This is a genomic window from Paraburkholderia sp. USG1 (assembly GCF_031570135.1).
Taxonomy (GTDB): domain Bacteria; phylum Pseudomonadota; class Gammaproteobacteria; order Burkholderiales; family Burkholderiaceae; genus Paraburkholderia; species Paraburkholderia dioscoreae.
The window spans coordinates 33,658-51,305 of record NZ_JAMWXW010000044.1; the positions used below are offsets into that span (position 1 = coordinate 33,658).

The 17,648-nt window shown below is 56.2% G+C and carries 10 protein-coding genes and 1 pseudogene; 4 read left to right on the forward strand and 7 right to left on the reverse strand.

The features are described 5' to 3' along the window. Window positions 1-59: 59 nt before the first annotated feature. The 4 genes from NE850_RS36100 to NE850_RS36115 all read right to left on the reverse strand — a co-directional run bounded on the left by NE850_RS36100 (window position 60) and on the right by NE850_RS36115 (window position 6,805). Window positions 60-1,331: a right-handed parallel beta-helix repeat-containing protein gene (locus NE850_RS36100; protein WP_310700140.1), complete on the reverse strand. Its 1,272-nt coding sequence runs from the start codon at window positions 1,329-1,331 to the stop codon at window positions 60-62. A gap of 1,949 nt (window positions 1,332-3,280) precedes the next feature. After that, on the reverse strand, window positions 3,281-4,516 hold the full coding sequence (locus NE850_RS36105) for a glycosyltransferase family 1 protein (RefSeq protein WP_310700141.1): 1,236 nt from the start codon (window positions 4,514-4,516) through the stop codon (window positions 3,281-3,283). Between the two features lie 116 nt (window positions 4,517-4,632). Further along, window positions 4,633-5,694, reverse strand: a complete 1,062-nt coding sequence (rfaE1, locus tag NE850_RS36110; RefSeq protein WP_310700142.1) for a D-glycero-beta-D-manno-heptose-7-phosphate kinase — start codon at window positions 5,692-5,694, stop codon at window positions 4,633-4,635. Further along, a complete protein-coding gene (locus NE850_RS36115) occupies window positions 5,657-6,805 on the reverse strand; it encodes a glycosyltransferase family 9 protein (protein WP_310700143.1) in 1,149 nt (382 codons plus the stop codon). Before NE850_RS36115 ends, rfaE1 begins: the two co-directional genes overlap by 38 nt. 951 nt (window positions 6,806-7,756) lie before the next feature. Here NE850_RS36115 and NE850_RS36120 point away from each other — a divergent pair. From NE850_RS36120 to NE850_RS36130, 3 genes are all read left to right on the forward strand, one after another. Continuing rightward, window positions 7,757-9,343, forward strand: a complete 1,587-nt coding sequence (locus tag NE850_RS36120) for an amino acid adenylation domain-containing protein (RefSeq protein WP_310700144.1) — start codon at window positions 7,757-7,759, stop codon at window positions 9,341-9,343. 94 nt (window positions 9,344-9,437) lie between these two features. Continuing rightward, complete coding sequence (locus tag NE850_RS36125) at window positions 9,438-9,728, forward strand: acyl carrier protein (protein WP_310700145.1); 291 nt, start codon at window positions 9,438-9,440, stop codon at window positions 9,726-9,728. Further along, window positions 9,680-11,536, forward strand: coding sequence for a serine aminopeptidase domain-containing protein (locus tag NE850_RS36130; protein ID WP_310700146.1), 1,857 nt, complete (start codon window positions 9,680-9,682; stop codon window positions 11,534-11,536). The genes NE850_RS36125 and NE850_RS36130 overlap by 49 nt, the downstream gene beginning before the upstream one ends. Window positions 11,537-11,704: 168 nt before the next feature. On the opposite strand, the gene NE850_RS36135 is transcribed toward NE850_RS36130, so the two are convergent. Beyond that, window positions 11,705-13,027, reverse strand: a complete 1,323-nt coding sequence (locus tag NE850_RS36135) for a lipopolysaccharide biosynthesis protein (protein WP_310700147.1) — start codon at window positions 13,025-13,027, stop codon at window positions 11,705-11,707. 643 nt (window positions 13,028-13,670) lie between these two features. On the opposite strand from NE850_RS36135, the gene NE850_RS36140 reads away from it, so the two are divergent. Further along, window positions 13,671-13,814: a hypothetical protein gene (locus NE850_RS36140; RefSeq protein ID WP_310700148.1), complete on the forward strand. Its 144-nt coding sequence runs from the start codon at window positions 13,671-13,673 to the stop codon at window positions 13,812-13,814. A gap of 868 nt (window positions 13,815-14,682) precedes the next feature. Here NE850_RS36140 and NE850_RS36145 read toward each other — a convergent pair. Continuing rightward, window positions 14,683-16,045: pseudogene (locus tag NE850_RS36145) on the reverse strand (IS3 family transposase). A gap of 438 nt (window positions 16,046-16,483) precedes the next feature. Further along, window positions 16,484-17,218, reverse strand: coding sequence for a Crp/Fnr family transcriptional regulator (locus NE850_RS36150; protein ID WP_310700156.1), 735 nt, complete (start codon window positions 17,216-17,218; stop codon window positions 16,484-16,486). Window positions 17,219-17,648: the final 430 nt, after the last annotated feature.

The following is a 17,648-nucleotide window of genomic DNA, read 5'->3' on the forward strand; positions in this document are numbered from 1 at the left end:
GCGTCGAACTCAGTACAAACAAAAAACCCCGCCGAGGCGGGGTTGGTCAACTAACCAGCTTACTGCGTTGCGCCGGCGCCGCCAGCCGCGATCGAGGCGGTATAAGCCGCAACCGGAGCGAAGGTCGTGCCAGTGACAGGAATGTTCTCTTTCGAATTACCTACGTTCTGCAGAGCCGATGAGCCTTGCGCCGAATACACGGTGCTGTTCTGGATCGCACCGCTGCCGCTGCCGTTGCCTACGAACTGGAACGCAACGAAGGGAGGGCTGACGATCTGGTTGCCACTCAGGTTCACGCCGGTGATGTTATACGTCGAACCCTGAGAATTGTAGACCGTGACGGTGCCCTGCGAAGGACCACCGTGGATAAACGTATTGCCGGTGGCGGTCACGTTGCTCACGCCAAAGGTGTTGTATTCCGATTCTGCCGCAATGTACAGTGAGGCATAGGAATCGGCGTTGTCCACGACGTTGCCGGTATACGTGATATTGCTACCGCCCACCGTTGTCAGACCGCGGCCGCCGACCTGTCCGGCGACCGTATTGTTCTTGACCGTGATGTTCTGAACGATAGGTGCATTCGCATAGCTGACGATCGAGATCCCATCGTCGCCCGTGCCTTTCACCAGATTGCCGGAAATGACGGTACCGTTGGCCCCGTTCGTATTCGTGATGCCGTCGGCCAACGTGTTCTGCACGGTGTTGTTCTGGATCGTGCCGCCCTGGCCACCCGAGTTGAAAATGCCGGCGCTGGCCGAGCCAGTTACCGTAAGGCCCTGAACAGTGAAGTTCTTGGCAGCGTCGATCCAGACCATAGCGGTTTCCCACGCGCTCAAACGGCTATTGGCGGCAGTCGTAACCGCAAAGTTGGACAGCGACCCACCGGTGCCAGTCAGATGGATAGCCTCGCCATTGACGTTAGTCGCCTTCAGAATTGAGGTCTTGCCGACGCCCGAAAGAGCAATGCCGTTGACATTGATCACGTTCGAATAGACAAACGTCCCTGCCGGGATGGTCACGCTGCTTCCATTCTGCGCCGCAACGGTTAGCGCGTTTTGGATAGCGTTCGTGCTGTCCGTTTTGCCCGTAGGGTCCGCGTTGTACGGTGACTGGGTGATCGAGATCACATTGGATGCCGGGGTTGCTGATGAAGCAGCCGCCGGTGACGATGCAGCCGGCGTCGACGACGTCGCAGTCGGCCTGCGCATTCTATTCGCCGTAGCAGTGGCGTCGGCGCCATCGGAACCACCACCACCGCCGCATGCGGCGAGGAAAGCGGAAGAAACGAGAAGGGCGGCCAATGTCTTGGCCGGTAGATTAGACTTCAGCATCTTAAAATTCTCAAAAATAGAAAAAGAGTGGCCCGCAGGCCCTTATGGTTAATGGGCGTGAACGTGTGCATGTGGCGAATGAATCAGGCGTCGCCGTCGACAACAGGCGTGACGCCACGCTCCATAGCTCTCGCTATCGAGTGATTCGATACAGGACCTGCTCTTGTCCCGCGTGGATTGAGCATTCCTGCCGCCGCGTAGGCGGCAAGTCTGCGGCAGGCGTTTCGCTAAACGTCTTCAGGCTGCCGAACTCGAGCTGAAGCACGCATTTGCCAGGACGCGCTGGCAAACATTGGAAACGCCGGTGTACTAAGGACGATCTTGATCAGGCTTTTCGATAATGGTCGGCGAGAAGACCCACTTGAATAACCGATTGTTCTTGTCGATATACATGCTGAGAGAACCCTCTTTTAATTCCGGTTAATCCTGCATTGACACGACAGCGCCGTGGCTCCGCATCATCTCGATCGACACCCGTGGCGTGCTGACGCATGCCAATAGCTGCACGCATGGCACGTCAAGCGCTTCGCCCCAGTACGGGATGAGTTGATGTCCGCACGCCATCTGATTCAGCGACCGCAATCCTCAGCGTGCCTCTTCAAATCGCATCCACGCGGAAGTGATTCCCCGAAATGATCCGTGAATTTAATCGCACTACTAATGAACAATACAAAAATTCACTTGAATCTTGACCCTGCAACAAAAAATTACCGGAAGTACAGGAATGGCGCGCGTGTATACTCAATCACAGTCATTGATGACTGCGATTTGTTTGGAGACCAACTCTAACCACTGCGCGCCCCACCTTCACCGGTCACACAACGGTACTCCAGCCGCCCCGATCATACGGGGTCGCATCGATACGGTTCGTCGACCTACACATGTAAGACACGTGCAGGACGCACACACACATTTCATGCGCTTCGCGTCCCATCTAACGGAGAGAAGCGCAGGCGCTCGCGTTACATCCTTCATGGACCGGCGTCGATGCGGTCGGCAGATCTTTCCGCATAAGCTTCCATGTGCACGAATTATATTCGCAAAAAAACGTTGCACTCTTGAAACACGCCAGAAATTGCCGAAAAAAGCGAGAGCTCCCTGCATCCAATTGTCAGAAGACAATCTATCCTTTTCTCGAACGAAAATTGAAATTATCCTCTCCCCAATGTCAATTGGTGACAGAAGATATCCAGCCCACCCTCAAAACGTGTAGAAACGACCCTTTTCAATTGTCTGAGTAATGAAATTTGTACACTCTTTCGCGTCATTTTTGGCGAGTACTCTCCCGCCCAACGGCGAAACTAAGCAGCGCGGGTTAACCCGACCATTTGGGATGCTTACTTAATAACGACTTCGCGGCAGCATATTTTTTGGTGACGCACGATCACGACCTCCGTGGTGGTCTCACAGTCTGAAAGTGAGGAAAGTGACTGGGCTCTGTGGGCGACATCTTCACCGCGCGATCTGCTATCGCGAGAGATGCTTGATGGAAGTGTGAATCATCCGAAAGCGAAGCGACGGTGTCGCGCGGCGGATTCTACACAAGGGAGGGAGGTGAGCCGATCCACACGGGGGTGTGCCCGGTTCAATCAAGCCGTCCCGACACATATAGAGTTCGGGAATGGACGTAACCGCGACGGACACGTGCAGTGTCATCTTGTCGAACTGGATTGAGAATGGATTGGATTACTGCTGGAAGGAATAAGCCGAGGGTTTTTCCGGACTTCCGCTTAGATCTGGAATCCAAACTAACTCCGAGATCTGGGCGACTCTCGCGCCAGCTAATCGATTGCAAGCACGCCTCTGCGTTCCAGCATAATCATCTAGTGGAGCCGGGCCACGGTGCGTTTCGCGACACGTAAGTAGAACCCCGGACGCACAGGCATCAACTGGATCGGCAGGGCTTCACGGCCGCTTTTTTTCGTCGAATTCGCATTGATGTGCAACACCTAAACGCGCGATGGTGCAGACTCCGTTTCATTCAAGCGCTCCACACCGCCTGCGAGCTCACGCTCAAGGACATCAAGCAACTGACGCGCGGACCGGTCCCACCGGAAGTTCCTGGCATGCGCCCTTCCACGTTCACGCCAGGTTTCGCGCAACGCCGCGTCGTCCATCATCTGCCGCACTTTATCGACGATGTCGTCGAGCGAATGAGCATCGCAGTACATTGCGGCATTGCCGCACACCTCCGGAAGTGAAGCTTCGCGCGATACGATGACAGGACACCCGCAAGACATCGCTTCAAGCGGCGGCAATCCAAATCCCTCGTATAGTGACGGAAACAGAAAACACGCTGCATTTTCGTACAGCGCCTTCAACTCACCGTCCGATATAAATCCCGTTGCGATGATGTTTTTCGACAAGTTATCGTTGGGCTTTGCTTGTGAACTGAAGACGCGCACATCGCGTCCGCCAACCACCACAAATTTCCAGTCAGGTCGATCGCTAAGACGCTCCATTGCGGCGAGTATGCGCGGAAGGTTCTTCCCTAGAGACAGGTTGCCGACAGCGAGTACGTAGCCGTCGTTCCGTAGACTCAACCGAGAGAGAATTGCGGTCTCGGGTATGATTTTTTCAAAATGGTCAACGCCATTCCAGATGACCGAGACACGTGATGCATCAACGCCAAGACGCTCCATGATCCGCATTTTGGAGAATTCCGACACAGTCACGATGTGTACGGCGGTCCGCTTCAGGATAGAAAATGCGAAGCGGTACCAAAGACGATATTTCCAGGAGTAGTTTCCCGGCAGATCGTAGATCGCCACGTCATGCATCATCACGAGTTGTCGACGACCAAACAATGGGCCCATATTGCAAAGGCTGAGAAGCGTTCGATCGCCAACCGCGAATGGCAGCGCCAGTTGCTCCCATAGAGATCCTTTGAACCAGCGCCCGACTCTCTTTGTCTTTCGCAGGATCACGTCAGTCCGTGAGTTGACGGGAATCAACAAAGGGGGTTCCGCATTTTCCGAAAATAGGCGTTGGAACGCCGTCGCAAGTTCATAGCCGACACGTTGCACTCCCGTGATGCGTTGCGACACGAACTTGCCATTGATTGCAAATCCACCGGACGGGCCCGGCCACTGGCAGCACTGTGCCGGGCTTGCGTCTGCCGGCCGCGCACCCTCCACTGCCGTATCTATGCACTCCTCGTCGATCTTTCCAACAAACTGTTTCATCGGGTATTGCTCCACTACGCTGATCAATCGACCGTCGAAAAGGGGCTGACAAACGGCACGATGCGCCCGCACACGCTGCGCAGTTTTTGACGTGCCGCGCACACGGAGTCGCCGAATCAGGTACTCACGGCACTCTGCTTATCCGCACGACGTTTCGTTCGCCAAGGCAGCAAAGAGATTCGCGTGAGAAGGTTTCTTCGTCGCGAAGAATGCAATTCGTGCCGCAGTGCCTCCTCAAGCTCAGAATGACGAACCGTTGCTGTTCCCAACTTCGCGACGACGATGCCCGCTGCGACATTGGAAAGCACGACTGCCTCCTCCAGCGACAGGCCGGCACCTAGCGCGGCGCTCACTGTGGCAACGACGGTGTCCCCAGCCCCCGTCACATCGAATACCTCGCGAGCGCGCGTCGTCAAATGCAATGGAGCACGATTGCGCCCGATCAAAGTCATGCCCTTCTCGCTACGGGTGATGAGCACGGCTTCGAGGTCATACGCATCGCAGAGAGCGGCCGCTTTCCGTTCGATGGCGGCGTCGCTCTCGCAATACCCGACAACCGCCTCGAATTCGGACAGGTTCGGCGTAATGAGGGTGGCGCCACGGTAACGCTCGAAGTCCGTTCCTTTCGGATCGACGACCACGACTTTCCCCGCCTGCCGAGCGGCGGAAATCAGCTTCTTTGAATCGTGCAGTGACCCTTTGGCGTAATCGGACAGCACGACGGCATCAACCTCGCGCAATCGTTGCTCTAAGGCGGCAATCAGCTCCTCACCGTTACGCTCGGGGAAATGGTCTTCGAAGTCCGCCCGGATCATCTGTTGATGACGGGAAAGAATGCGGAGCTTGGTGATCGTCTTGCTGCCCACGACACGTTGAAGGAAGCAGTCGACGCCGCCCATGCTCAGCAACTCTTCTATTCGATCGGCGTGCGAGTCGTGTCCGGCCACGCCGATAAAACGTACGCGGGCCCCAAGCGCTGCCGCGTTCAGTGCGACGTTCCCCGCGCCACCGACACGCGTCTCTTCAGTTTGCACATGGACGACCGGGACCGGCGCCTCGGGCGAGATGCGGGAGGTCGAGCCGTGCCAGTACCAGTCGAGCATGACATCGCCCACGACAAGTAATCGAGCGCAGCCGAAATCAGGAGGCGAGAGCTTCACCGGTGGGTTTTTTGTCATGGCGGCCTAGGTTGATCGAATAGACTTCACTCAAAACATTCGCGACAGTAGCAACACTTATTTTTCCCATCACGTTCTTTGCGTTTCTTGGATATTCGAATCCGAGGTTGAGGAACATTCCACCCTCCTCCCTGGACACCGCAATGACTCCACGATCTTTGTTGACCGGTCCCCAGCGAAACGGATTGGTTGGACCGTGCAGACTGACGACAGGGGTGTCCAGCATGGCAGACAAATGCATGACGCCGGTATTGACACAGACGATGCACTGCGCCCGCCTGACTGTTCCAACCACCTCTGTCCAACTCACTTTGGCTGCCAGGTTGACAACTTTCGGGCTGCCAATCAGGTCCACGAGGCGCTGGGCCCGCGTGGCGTCTTCCGGACCACCTGTTATGGCAATGGCGTAGCCGTTATCTATCAATATCCGGGCAAGATCGCACCAGTTTTCCAAAGGCCATTCGCGCATTTCAAAATGGGTCCCGGAGGCCCAAGGGTGAAAGACAAAATATTTTTCACCCATGACCAGTGGCGCTCCCGTGGGTCGGAGCTCTTTAGTTACTTTGGGAAATTCCGTCGAATCGATTCCACACGGACGCAATAATCGTCTGAAATTTTCCAACTCGTGAAGAGTGTCGCCATGCTCAACGCTGATGTCGTATGCGTAGTGCCGGAATTGATGGGCTGTTTTAAATCCAATTGTGAACTTTGCCCTCGCGAAGGCCGCTAATAGCGCTGAAATCCTTGGCCATTGCGAAGTATCGATCAAGACATCCACTTCGTACTCTCTGATTGTCTGGAGCGCCTTCAAAGGGCTGGTCAAAGGCACTATCACGACTTCGTCGATGCCATCGAATAAGTCATAGATGCGTGCATTGCTTCGCGACGCGAATACAACCACTCTGGAGATATTTTCTGCTTTCCGGAACTCGGAAATAATTATTGACGACAGAATTGAGTCGCCGATCGCAGCGAAGGCAAAGATCCCTACCGTCTTGCACTGGATCGGCGGGCGTCGCTTTTTCCGAAGCGCCCCCAGCAGGTATAACAAGGCACCGCCCAATATCAGGTCGACGCGTTTCAGCAGGTTCTGTCCACGTTCATTTTTCATTTCAGATCCAACCACGTTTCAACCCAGGAATCGACCGATTCCAACCGTCGTGACGACCCTGTGCTCGAGCAGAAAGCCGTCGCTTGCCGCCGCACGTTTTTCGCCAGGTGTCTTCACGTTCGCGTACAGTTCCAGCAACGTCGGCAATAGTGACCCCATTGTTCGCTGGATAATCTGACGGGCACCGCGCGGGATCAGTCACCCGGCCTGCCTGCGTTGCCGCTATACCGTTGTTCGCTTCCTCCGTCGACTTATGCAGCGGGGGTGGGTTCAGTCAGCTGGTCGTTACTTTCGACGAGTGGCATTCCCGGCTGTTTTCGTCAATGAATTCTGAGCGCCCTCAAGAAGACGATCCATACGCCACAACGACAGCCTCGAGGCCACAATGGTGCCAACGGTCTGCGATAGATGTGTTGCATGTTCCCTGCAGTAAATTCCGGCGTCTGTGCGGAGCCGAACGTTGGAAAGTTCGTGTGAAAAATCGGGCGAATTGTTGTAAATGAGGGAGAATTTGGAAAAATAAATTCGCCAGCTTTCTTCTAGAACACACACTAGATCGAAGCTGCAGCAAGTTTTCCAGGTTTTGCGCGGTGCGCATGCTCCTAAAATCAAAGTCTGTGGGCGGTATCGCACAGAGGGCCGCCTCTTTGAAACTTAAGCTTCCTGAAAATCCGGTGTTGCCGGGTGTCGCGCGAACATCATTCGCCCATCATTTTGTCTGTTTAACAATCCTCTGGAAGCCAAGGGCAACGCAGCGACGAGTCCAATGCGAGAAGTGCAACGTAGTGGAATCATGTTACGTAAACGCGTTAATCGTCTGCACATAGCGTCCGAAAGTAACGAAATGCTAGGGCTGACTCCCGTTTCAATGCTGCCAGATACCGTCATGGTTCGGAAGCCGCAGAGTCGGAAGGTTAGCCAACGTAACTTTTGATAGATCGAGGCATTCAAATGTTGCATAGCTTCTTCATTGATACCGCAGTCAGGCAGCCCGATAAACCGGCGCTATGGGTCGACGAGCGCCTCTACGACTATGGCGAAATTGCATCGCGCGCGCGTCGCGTATCGGCAGGACTCAACGCGGCGGCACCGGCCGGAGGCACCAGTCGCTGCTTGCTATTCGCTTCGCGCAGTCTCGACGGCTACGTCGGCTTGTTGGGTATCCTGGACGCCGGTATGGCCTATATTCCGCTTATACCGAAGTGGCCGGCGGCGCGGGTCGCGGCAATCATCGAGCAATCCGGTGCAACTCTGATGCTGGTCGATCGCCGCTGCGCACCCTTGCTCGATGAATTGCGGTCTTTGCTCGACGAGTTCCCGCAGATTTTCCTGATCGACGGGAACGCCGAAGATTCGCTCCTGCCGGGCGTTCCCGATGGGCTGCCACGGCTGAAGGACGCGCCATATGTGCAACCGGCCGCCACACCGGACAGCCTGACCTGCATACTCTTTACTTCCGGATCCACCGGTATTCCCAAAGGCGTGCCAATCTCACACGCGAACACCGTGGCGTATGTGCGAAGCCAATTGCAGCTAGAAGAAAAATGCGAGAAATTGTCCGATGCACGCTACGTTCAATTCTGCGAGCTAAGCTTCGATCCGTCGATACACGACATGTTCGTGTGCTGGGCCAACGGCGGCTGCCTGTATGTGCCCAAAACGGCGGATCCTGTTTACAACGCAGGGTTCATCAAGACTCACGAGATCACTCACTGGAATAGCGTGCCGTCCGTCGCAGGCTTCATGCGTCAGCTGCGCAAATTGAGGCCCGATGAGTTCCCAAGTCTACGCCTCACCCTGTTCGGAGGCGAGCCTCTATCCTGTTCGCTGGCACAGGCATGGATGCGGGCCGCACCAAACAGCCGCCTGAGGAACATCTACGGGCCGACTGAAGCCACCGTATCATGCACTTCCTTCGAGGTAACCGCCGAGTTTCTCGACGATCCGCAACAAGTTTCCGTGCCGCTCGGTTGGGCGACACCGGGTATGGAGCTGTTGATCGTGGATCCCGACCTCGAACCCGTTGCCCCTGGACAAACGGGCGAATTACTGATCGGCGGCCCGCAACTTGCAGGCGGCTATCTGCTATCCAGCGAGGCCGGCAACAGTCGATTTGTCGTGAAGACGTTTCCGGGCCAGCGCGCACAACGCTGGTATCGGAGCTCGGACGCCGCGCGCGAGTCAGCGCGGCACGGAATCGTGTTTCAGGGACGGCTCGACACACAGGTCAAGATTTGCGGTAACCGTGTCGAACTGGAAGAAGTCGAACATGTCGTCCAGGGCTGCAGCCACGGTGCGCTGTGCGCCGTTGTTCCATGGCCGCTGGACGAGGTCGGCCGCGCCATCGGTCTCACTGCGTTTGTCACGAATACTTCTATCGATGCTGCGCAGATTCTGCAGTCGTGCAGGCAGCAGTTGCCCGTTTATGCCGTGCCTGAAAAGATCGTTATCGTGGACACGCTGCCGCTCAACGTGAATGGCAAAATCGACAGGAAGGCGCTCGCGGCAGAGTACATGCGCGGCCAGACCGTCGGTTAGGGTCGAAAAATCTCCAGAATCCACGCGAACCGCAGCAAAGAGCATTAGCACATCGAATAGTCTACGAACAGTGTTTCGATCTTTGGAAATAAAGATGAAAGCCGACTTGCGCCGCATTCTCTCAGAAACGGGCTGCCTGAACGTCCCAGTCGAAACCCTCGGCGATAACGACGATCTCTATGCTGCCGGCTTGTCATCGCTTGGCTCGGTCCGCGTCATGATGGCAATTGAAGATGCATTCGACATCGATACGCCGGGTGATTTGATTACCTACGACCTGTTTCGGAGTATCAATTCCCTCGTCAATACGATTGGCTTGGTGCGCGCCCGAGAAGAGTGCAGCGCACAGTCAGTCACGCCCGCGTGCGCCCACAAACTACCATGACAAGTAATCCAACTACGACGCCGGTTACTTTCGACGGTTGCTTGGGCTGGCTTCATCGGCCGGCCAGCTCTCAGGCAAATATAGGCGCGGTGTTGTGCAATCCTTTCGGCTACGAGGCGTTGTGCGTCTTTCGAGGCTGGCGCGAACTGGCTGACTCGCTGTCAGCCGGAGCGGGCATTCCCACGCTACGCTTCGACTATCCCGGCACGGGCGATTCAAGCGGCAATGAAGAAGATCCGGACATATTTCGGGCATGGATCGACAGCATCAAGGCGGCGGCTGCGTATCTGCGCGCTACTACCGGTGTCGAACGCCTGATCTTTTGCGGCATGCGCTTGGGTGCGACGCTAGCAGCCATTGCAGCGGAAGAAATGGGCGGCGTCGATATCCTGGTCATGATTGCACCCGTCATAAGTGGCAGGCGCTACGTGCGGGAACTGGCCATGCAGCACAACAGCTGGCTTAGCACGGCTGATGGCTTGCGGGTTGCTCCATCCGATGACGACGGACGCACCACGGGCGCTTATGGCTTTACGCTCTATCCCGACACACTCGAACAACTGACCGCGGTAAACCTCGAAAAACGGTCCGGTCCCGTCGCGCGGCGCGTGCTGATCCACGATTCCTTCGACAACGCTTATACAAGCCGATTGCTCGAAAGGTTTCGCCGTGATGGCATCGACGCGGACTTGCAGATCTTTCCCCAGTACGACAAGTTCCTGGTCGATGCCTGGTACAGCCAGCCTCCCAGGGAAGCTTTTGACAGGTTACTCACATGGCTTGGCTTGCCGCATGGGATGCAAAAACATGCTGCGCCCGACACGCTTGCACCGGCGTCCGGCGCGCGTATCGATTTCGCGGCGGGCTATGAGACACCCGTGGTATTCGGCAGCGCGCGCTACGTCGGTATGTACTGCCGGCCGCGCAGCCCAATCCGAGGTGCTCCGGCCGTGTTGTTCGTCAACACGGGCGGGGCTCATCGGGTGGGCGAAGCTCGTGTGGCTGTGCTGATGGCGCGTCGATTGGCTGCGCAAGGCATCGCCTCGTTGCGCATGGACCTCGGTGGGCTGGGCGATAGTCAGCGCCGCGACGATTCGTTGACGCTCGGCGCTGTGTACGCCCGTCACGGCGTGAACGATGCAAAGGCCGGTGTCGATTGGTTGCTGAAGGCCGGGCATCCGAAAGTCGTCATGTTCGGCGTTTGCTCGGGTGCATACGTCAGCATTCATACGGCCTTGGCGCATCCCGGCGTAGTGGGCTGCATGTCGGTCAATTTGCCGTTCTTTATGTGGCGCCGCTCGCTTATGCGGCCAGGAGCCCAGTCTGTCGAATCGACCCTCGTCTACTGGCGCGCGATCCGTGACCTGCGCAAGTGGATACGGCTGCTCACGGGCCGGGCCAATGGGATGACGATCTTCGCCGAACTCGTCCGCCGCCGGTGTGCGCGCGTACTTGCACGCCTTAGCGGGCCATTTGAGCGCCGTATCGGCTTTGCCACTTCGACGGGTTCCATCCGTCGGCTCATGGCGGGCCTCGAGCACAAGGGCGTTCAGACGTCACTGATCTATGGCTCGCTCGACACCGGACTCGAAGAGTTAACGATTCATTTCGGGGCCACCGGCAGCGAACTTGGCGCGCTGACCAACGTCACGACAAAAGTGCTAGACAGGGTCGATCACGCACTCTTTTCGCGCACGGCGCGTGAGACCGTCATCAACCAGTTCGAGCAATTCCTCCACGATAGAATTCTCGATGCTGAGGACGTTACCGAGGTATGTCCTGCCGGTTTGCGTACAAGTTCACCCTGAATCTCTCGAAGCGTGCCGCCCCGCAGCCGGGGCCCTAGTCAGGTTGCTGCTGCTCCTGGCTTGCCTTTGCTCTGATGAGGCTTATACATGTACAACGCCACACCCACGAGTGTGGCGTCATTTTTTATGGGCTCCGCGCGGTATCAAGCCGCACGTCGTATGTCTTCCTCAGCTTTCCTCATCGGTTTTTCTGGCCCCCACGCCGACCCCAGATGCGAAACGCAGCTTGCCAAATGCGCGGGCAAAGTCTCGACTCAGGTCGAGCAGCAGGCCATATCGGGCGGCAAGAAAGAGCAGCGTCAAAGATAAAGTCCCCTCACTGATCACTCGCGCCACCGCCATACCCATCGCGCCATACCGAGGCCCGAGATAGAGCGCTGCGGCGAGATTGGCGAGCCCGGAGGCCACCCCTGCAAACGCAAGCGAGCGATCCTTCTCTAACGGAACGAATACATAAAAGCTAATGAATTGATTGAATGCGGCAAAGGGAAACATCCATGCAAAGCACTGTAGGACATGAGCACTGGGCACGAACGCCTCGCCGAGAATCAGTGGCAGCAGCAATGGAGATAGCACCAGCGCGCCACACAAGGCGAGGAGTCCGTAGCCGATCAGTAATGCCCCCCCACGACGAGTTGTCGCCGACGCGCCATCATGGTCGCCTTGCGCAAGCTGTCGTGAAATGGTCGGGATGAAAACCTGCGCGGCCGGCCCCATGAGACTCAGTCCGATCGCGGCAAACCGCTCTGCCGCGCCGAAATAGCCGACTTCTGCCGGCGTGGAAAGCAGCGTTAGAAGATAGGTGGAAAGAGAGACCAGGATGACCGATCCTGTGGAGTAACAGAACAGCATGGTCGACCCGCGGATCAACTGATTCACGCCGCTCAGACTGAGTCGCGGTCGTCCAATGTCGACAATCGTCAGTCCATAGGCAATTGCCGAGCATGTAACGCCTGAGATCAGCAAACTTCCCAACACCCAAGACGAATCCGCAGGGGCGTGGACGAGCGAAAGCACCAGTACCAGACTCATCGCGAATCCAATGACCTCTAGCATGATGGGCGTGCGGAACCGGTGGCGCCCCTGAAATAGCCAAGCGGGATTCGACCCGTTCACGATGCCCAATAAGGTCGCGAGAATACCGATGATCGGGCGTTCTGAAAGGACTGGCGAACAGAACGTTGCGACCACGCCAACTACCCCGCCGAGCACCCCCAGAAGCGCACGGGCACTCACATGCAACGAAAATATTGCATTGTGTTCGGAGCGTTCCTGGGCTCTCGATACATCCCGCATACCGACCACGGCAAAACCGTAGGCGACGAGCATCCAGATGACGTTCATCAACGACATTGCCGCCAGCACGCGACCGTACTCCGTCAAACCGAGTACGCGCCCGTAGAAGGGAATCACCACGATGAGGTATAGATACCTCATGATGTATCCGGCGTATACGAACACCAGCACGCGAGTATTATCCGTCCTTTCCATAGCGGTTTTTCTCAAGCCCCTGTGAGTCTCCAGGCATGCATTAGCGAGCACTGCTGCGACTGCGAGTAAACGGGTTCGAACCGAGGCGAACCACTTAGCTCAACTGGGGCAAGCAGGGGACGAGGCACTGATTGTACGAAGCCAATATGAAGGGTAAGCGTTCTACATGCGCCTTGCGGATATTGCCCTGATCGATGTATTTCACCTTTGCGTCCCTCGACAGCCGGGCGATTTTCCATTGGGCTGAAGAAGCCGCTGCTTGCATGCGGCCGGTGCCGGCATCGGTCATAAATATGCGCAATTGCACGCAGAGCCGGCAGCGACCGGGATGTAGGCGGTATGTGGTGATCTGAGCGCTGACTGACTGGCTCCGCAACCGAACGGGTTTGCATTGCTGCTATCTCATGGACAAGATGGAGTCGGCGCAGGCCTTGCCTATCCAGCGGTGATAGTTCCCAAGTGGCTGAGGTTGGGCGTATCCCCGCGGATGAGCGCGTCAGACCTACACATTGCGTTGATAAAGACGTAGATGCTTGCGCGCACAACCATCAACACAGTACGACCGCAAACCCCTGGTGACCGCACATCACTTACGAAATCTCGCAAACAAACAGAACCTGAGGTCGGCACCGATTAAACTGCAATGAAACTGAAAGAAAACAGTCTTTGCTATATCCCTGAACTTGACGGTGGTTTGCCGGCCAATGACACAAGCCCCACCACCAAACGCATTCGACCGACTGTTTCTCGACAACAAGCAGTCGCGGCGCGTCGTACCAAGCTCTAACGCTTGGCGGAGAGCGGCTCAATCTGCCTGCTGAAAATAAATTGAAGGGTGTTGCAATACGAGTCGCGCGCTCGCCTTCTTCACGCATCTCCACGACGATACCCACCCGCGCCCAGCGATACTGTGCGCGAACGCACGGTATGCCAAGCATGGCCGGGCCAGCAGAGAATCAGATTGTCGACGCTGGACTGACAGTCAGTGATAGAGGCACTGGACTGACAAAAGCGCAACGTGGTTGGAACAGTTCACAAACGCAAACCCAGTGCGAATTCGGTTTCTCTGTCGTACTGCGATGTTCGAGTCAGATACTGTGTGCGACGGAGAATCCCTTGAAGCGGCATGGTAGAGCCGCCATTTCCTGGATAGACAACAGACCTCGAATGCTGGCTCCGCGCCAGAGCGGCGAGACGATACGGTGTTCGGTGTTCAGCACGATCCCGGATCAGCCTCGGTGCGCGACCAAAGGAAGGAATTATTGATGGTCTCGCGGCGTCCTGGAACGTGCGACACATAGTGCGCATACAAAAACGCCGACGAATAAACCCAATATAAAGCATAAGAAATGTGTCAGCACGCTTAGCATTTAACTGGCCCTTGCAATTGAGGCGAGATTGAATGAATAACGATTCACCTCGTTCGCGATTTACGAAAAGACCGCCGCACGCAGTCGGGCGCGAGATTCAACATGTGAACACACACGCAGGCGCGAAGATGTGACGCGCATTGTCGCCAAACATCATACTTTACTGGATTCGCGACCAACACGAAAATTTGGGGACGGATGAATCGCTGGCTTAGGGGTTAGGCATCGGACGCTATGAACCGCCCCGGGAATTGAACTGACCCCCGAGAGTTGGACGTTGAAACGTTAATTTTTTCCCCCTCGCATTCGATATTCCACGGGACTCAGTCCACCAAGTTTCGATTTGATGCGGTGCCGGTTGTAGTAGTTGATGTAGCCCTTCAGGCCTGCCCTTAATGCGTCGACGTCTTCGAAGTCCGTGAGATGGAAGTACTCGGCCTTCAGAGTGCCAAAGAAGCTCTCCATGGCCGCGTATCGAAGCAATTTCCTTTTCTCGACATACTTTGCTTCATTCCGTAGCGCGCCAGTGCCGTTCGGTACGGTTGCATGCGATAGTGCCAACCCTGGTCTGAATGAAGCATCGGTGTAGCCGCATTCCTGCATTTCTTGACAGCTTTCCTGAGCATGCCCATGACCATCGGGAAGTCGGGGCGATGGCTCGACTCGTAGGCAACAATTTCCCCATTGTAGAGGTCCATGACCGGAGAAAGGTACAGCTTTTTCCCCGCGACCCGGAACTCGGTCACATCGGTAACCCACTTCTCGTTTGGGCTCGATGCGGTGAATTCACGATTGAGCAGGTTCGGAGCGGCCTCGCCGACCTCGCCTTGGTATGACCGGAACTTCTTCCGGCGCACCCTCGACCTGATTCCCAATTCGTTCATGAGGCGCTGCACCTTCTTGTGATTGACTAGCTCGCCATCACTGCGGATAGTTAAGGTGATGCGACGATAGCCATACAAGCCGCGATGTGCAGCATAGACAGCCTGAATCTTCGCCTTGAGCCCACCATGCCGGTCTGGGGCGGCCAACGTCTTGGCCCGATAGTAGTACGTACTGCGTGGCAACCCCGCAGCCTGGAGAAGATCGGTCAAGGGAAATTCCTGCCTCAGTTCAAGCACTATTTTGGCTCTTTCTGCCGCGCCAACTTCTTTGCTAGAACCAAGGCATTGAATTTTTTTAGGTACGCGACCTCCGCGCGTAACTGCTGATTCTCACGAAGCAGTTGGTCTGACTCCTCAGATCGCGGAGCTTCCAACGACTGGTTCGAGGTCTTTTTCTTTGCTGGCACCGAAACATCCTGTCCCGACGGGCGCATGCCCTTTAGCGAACGGAGCTCTCCCCGTGCTTTCTGTTGTTGCCACATCGTGATGCTGTGCGGATTGCCGATATTGTAAATGGCAGCCAGCTCTCGACAGGAAAGGTTCTCAGCCACGCCCCGGTGCATCACCTCAAGCTTGAACTCAAGGGTGTAAGCACCACGCTGCCGGATGAGCCCAGCGTTACCATGGTGACGATATGCCGCCACCCATCGCCTCACCATGCTTTCAGCAATACCGAATTTCGCTGCAAGGAGCTTATAGCCCCCTTTGCCAGCGAAATACTCGCGAACCACCTTCCCCTTAAACTTTACATCGAATTTCCTCACGGAAACTCCAAGGTTGTGTCCAACTCTCGGGGGTCAGTTCAGAATCCGGGGCGGTTCACTATGGCGACGCCGACCGGAAGACAGAGGGTGCCGAAGATCAACGCAAGAAGCCAGACGGGCATACGAGTATGCGCGCAAGCAGAGCGCGCACAACTAGCCACCCATTGCCCTCTCCGCCTGGTCTAAGGGCCAGTGCCGGAAAGGAAAATCGACGTCGACGGCGCGAACTGACATTTGTCTCGTAACGCATGTTCTCGTTTCGCGCCGAACCCCACGAGAAGGGAAGGCGGCAAGAGGTAAGGACTCGATCCTGCTGCTGCACGCAGACTTACCGGGTGGCCCGTACTTGAATCGTGCCTCCTGGAATAACCGCGACGATGGCGGCGCGCAACACTGATTGACGGGTGAACTTGGCGCAGCACGTTGATATTGCGCCGCTTAACGCTTGGCCTCCATTGCGCTCATACGCGGCAAGAGGCGATCGAATTCACGTTTGACGATCGCGTAGCACTCGCACGCCCGAGCTTCGAGTCCAATCCGATCGAGAATTCTGACCCGGCCACGACTGTGATGGATCAGGTCGGCGTCGCAAAGCTTGCCAGTCGCCTCGGTCACACCTTCACGGCGCACACCAAGCATGTCGGCAATCAGTTGATGCGTGACATGCAAATCGCTTGTGCCCGAGCGGTCGATGTCGACCAACAGCCAGCGGCACAGTTGCTCGTCCAGTCGATGCAGCCTGTTGCACGCCGCGGTTTGCGCGACCTGTGTCAAAAGAGCCTGCATATACAGCAACAACAAAGAGCGCAAAGTCGAAGAATGACGCAATGCTTCACGCAGAGCATTTGCACTTATTCGGTAGGCAAACCCGCCACATTGAGCCTGAACGCTTGCTGCCATGGTGTCTCCCCCCGTCAGGATCGGTACGCCAGTCGTTCCGTCCCTGCCGATCGCGGCGATTTCAACCGAACTGCCGTTTTCCATGGTCTGGAGAAGAGAGACAATCGCAGTGACAGGAAAATAGACAGTTCGAATCAATTCTCCCGATTTCGATAGCAATTGACCCGGACTTAACTCGACGAGTTCAAGCTGAGGAATCAGCGCCTCCAGCTCATCCGTTGGCAGAGCCTCTAACAGACGATTACCACGGCGGTATGGCTGACATGTCGTCATCATTTCAATTACCTCAGTGTCGCTGGCTTGCGTAGGGCAAGCCACCACTCGAATCGAGGAGGAAATGACAGAGTGTTTCCCTCTCGCGCGCGGTCGGCCAAAAGAAGCGTCAATGGACACGCTCGAAGTTTGCACGAATCATCGTGCTGCCTCCGATCTCGCAGTGCAGCATATCCGGCAAAGAATGTTGCCTCGATGACACTGGCGGAATAGCCCGCACGATCGGCGGAATTGAGAGGGCTTATTTGCGGCGGACGTTCGTTGCCGGGCGGAGCATGCGTACTTTTTTGTAGCGGAGAGCGGCAGAATTCGAGGTCAGCCGAGGGATGCCTCGCGTGAGGCTGTCACGAGACTTATCTTCGTTCTCAGGCGCGCCGGTCGCAAAATTGAATACCCGGCAAGCTCGGCCGGGTTTTTTTATCATGACCGC

Excerpts from the sequence above, each read along its gene's own strand:
- NE850_RS36115 (WP_310700143.1), bottom strand. The coding sequence starts at position 6,805 with ATGAAAAATGAACGTGGACAGAACCTGCTGAAACGCGTCGACCTGATA.
- rfaE1 (WP_310700142.1), bottom strand. The coding sequence starts at position 5,694 with ATGACAAAAAACCCACCGGTGAAGCTCTCGCCTCCTGATTTCGGCTGC.
- NE850_RS36105 (WP_310700141.1), bottom strand. The coding sequence starts at position 4,516 with ATGAAACAGTTTGTTGGAAAGATCGACGAGGAGTGCATAGATACGGCA.
- NE850_RS36140 (WP_310700148.1), top strand. The coding sequence starts at position 13,671 with ATGAAACTGAAAGAAAACAGTCTTTGCTATATCCCTGAACTTGACGGT.
- NE850_RS36135 (WP_310700147.1), bottom strand. The coding sequence starts at position 13,027 with ATGGAAAGGACGGATAATACTCGCGTGCTGGTGTTCGTATACGCCGGA.
- NE850_RS36100 (WP_310700140.1), bottom strand. The coding sequence starts at position 1,331 with ATGCTGAAGTCTAATCTACCGGCCAAGACATTGGCCGCCCTTCTCGTT.
- NE850_RS36150 (WP_310700156.1), bottom strand. The coding sequence starts at position 17,218 with ATGACGACATGTCAGCCATACCGCCGTGGTAATCGTCTGTTAGAGGCT.
- NE850_RS36120 (WP_310700144.1), top strand. The coding sequence starts at position 7,757 with ATGTTGCATAGCTTCTTCATTGATACCGCAGTCAGGCAGCCCGATAAA.
- NE850_RS36125 (WP_310700145.1), top strand. The coding sequence starts at position 9,438 with ATGAAAGCCGACTTGCGCCGCATTCTCTCAGAAACGGGCTGCCTGAAC.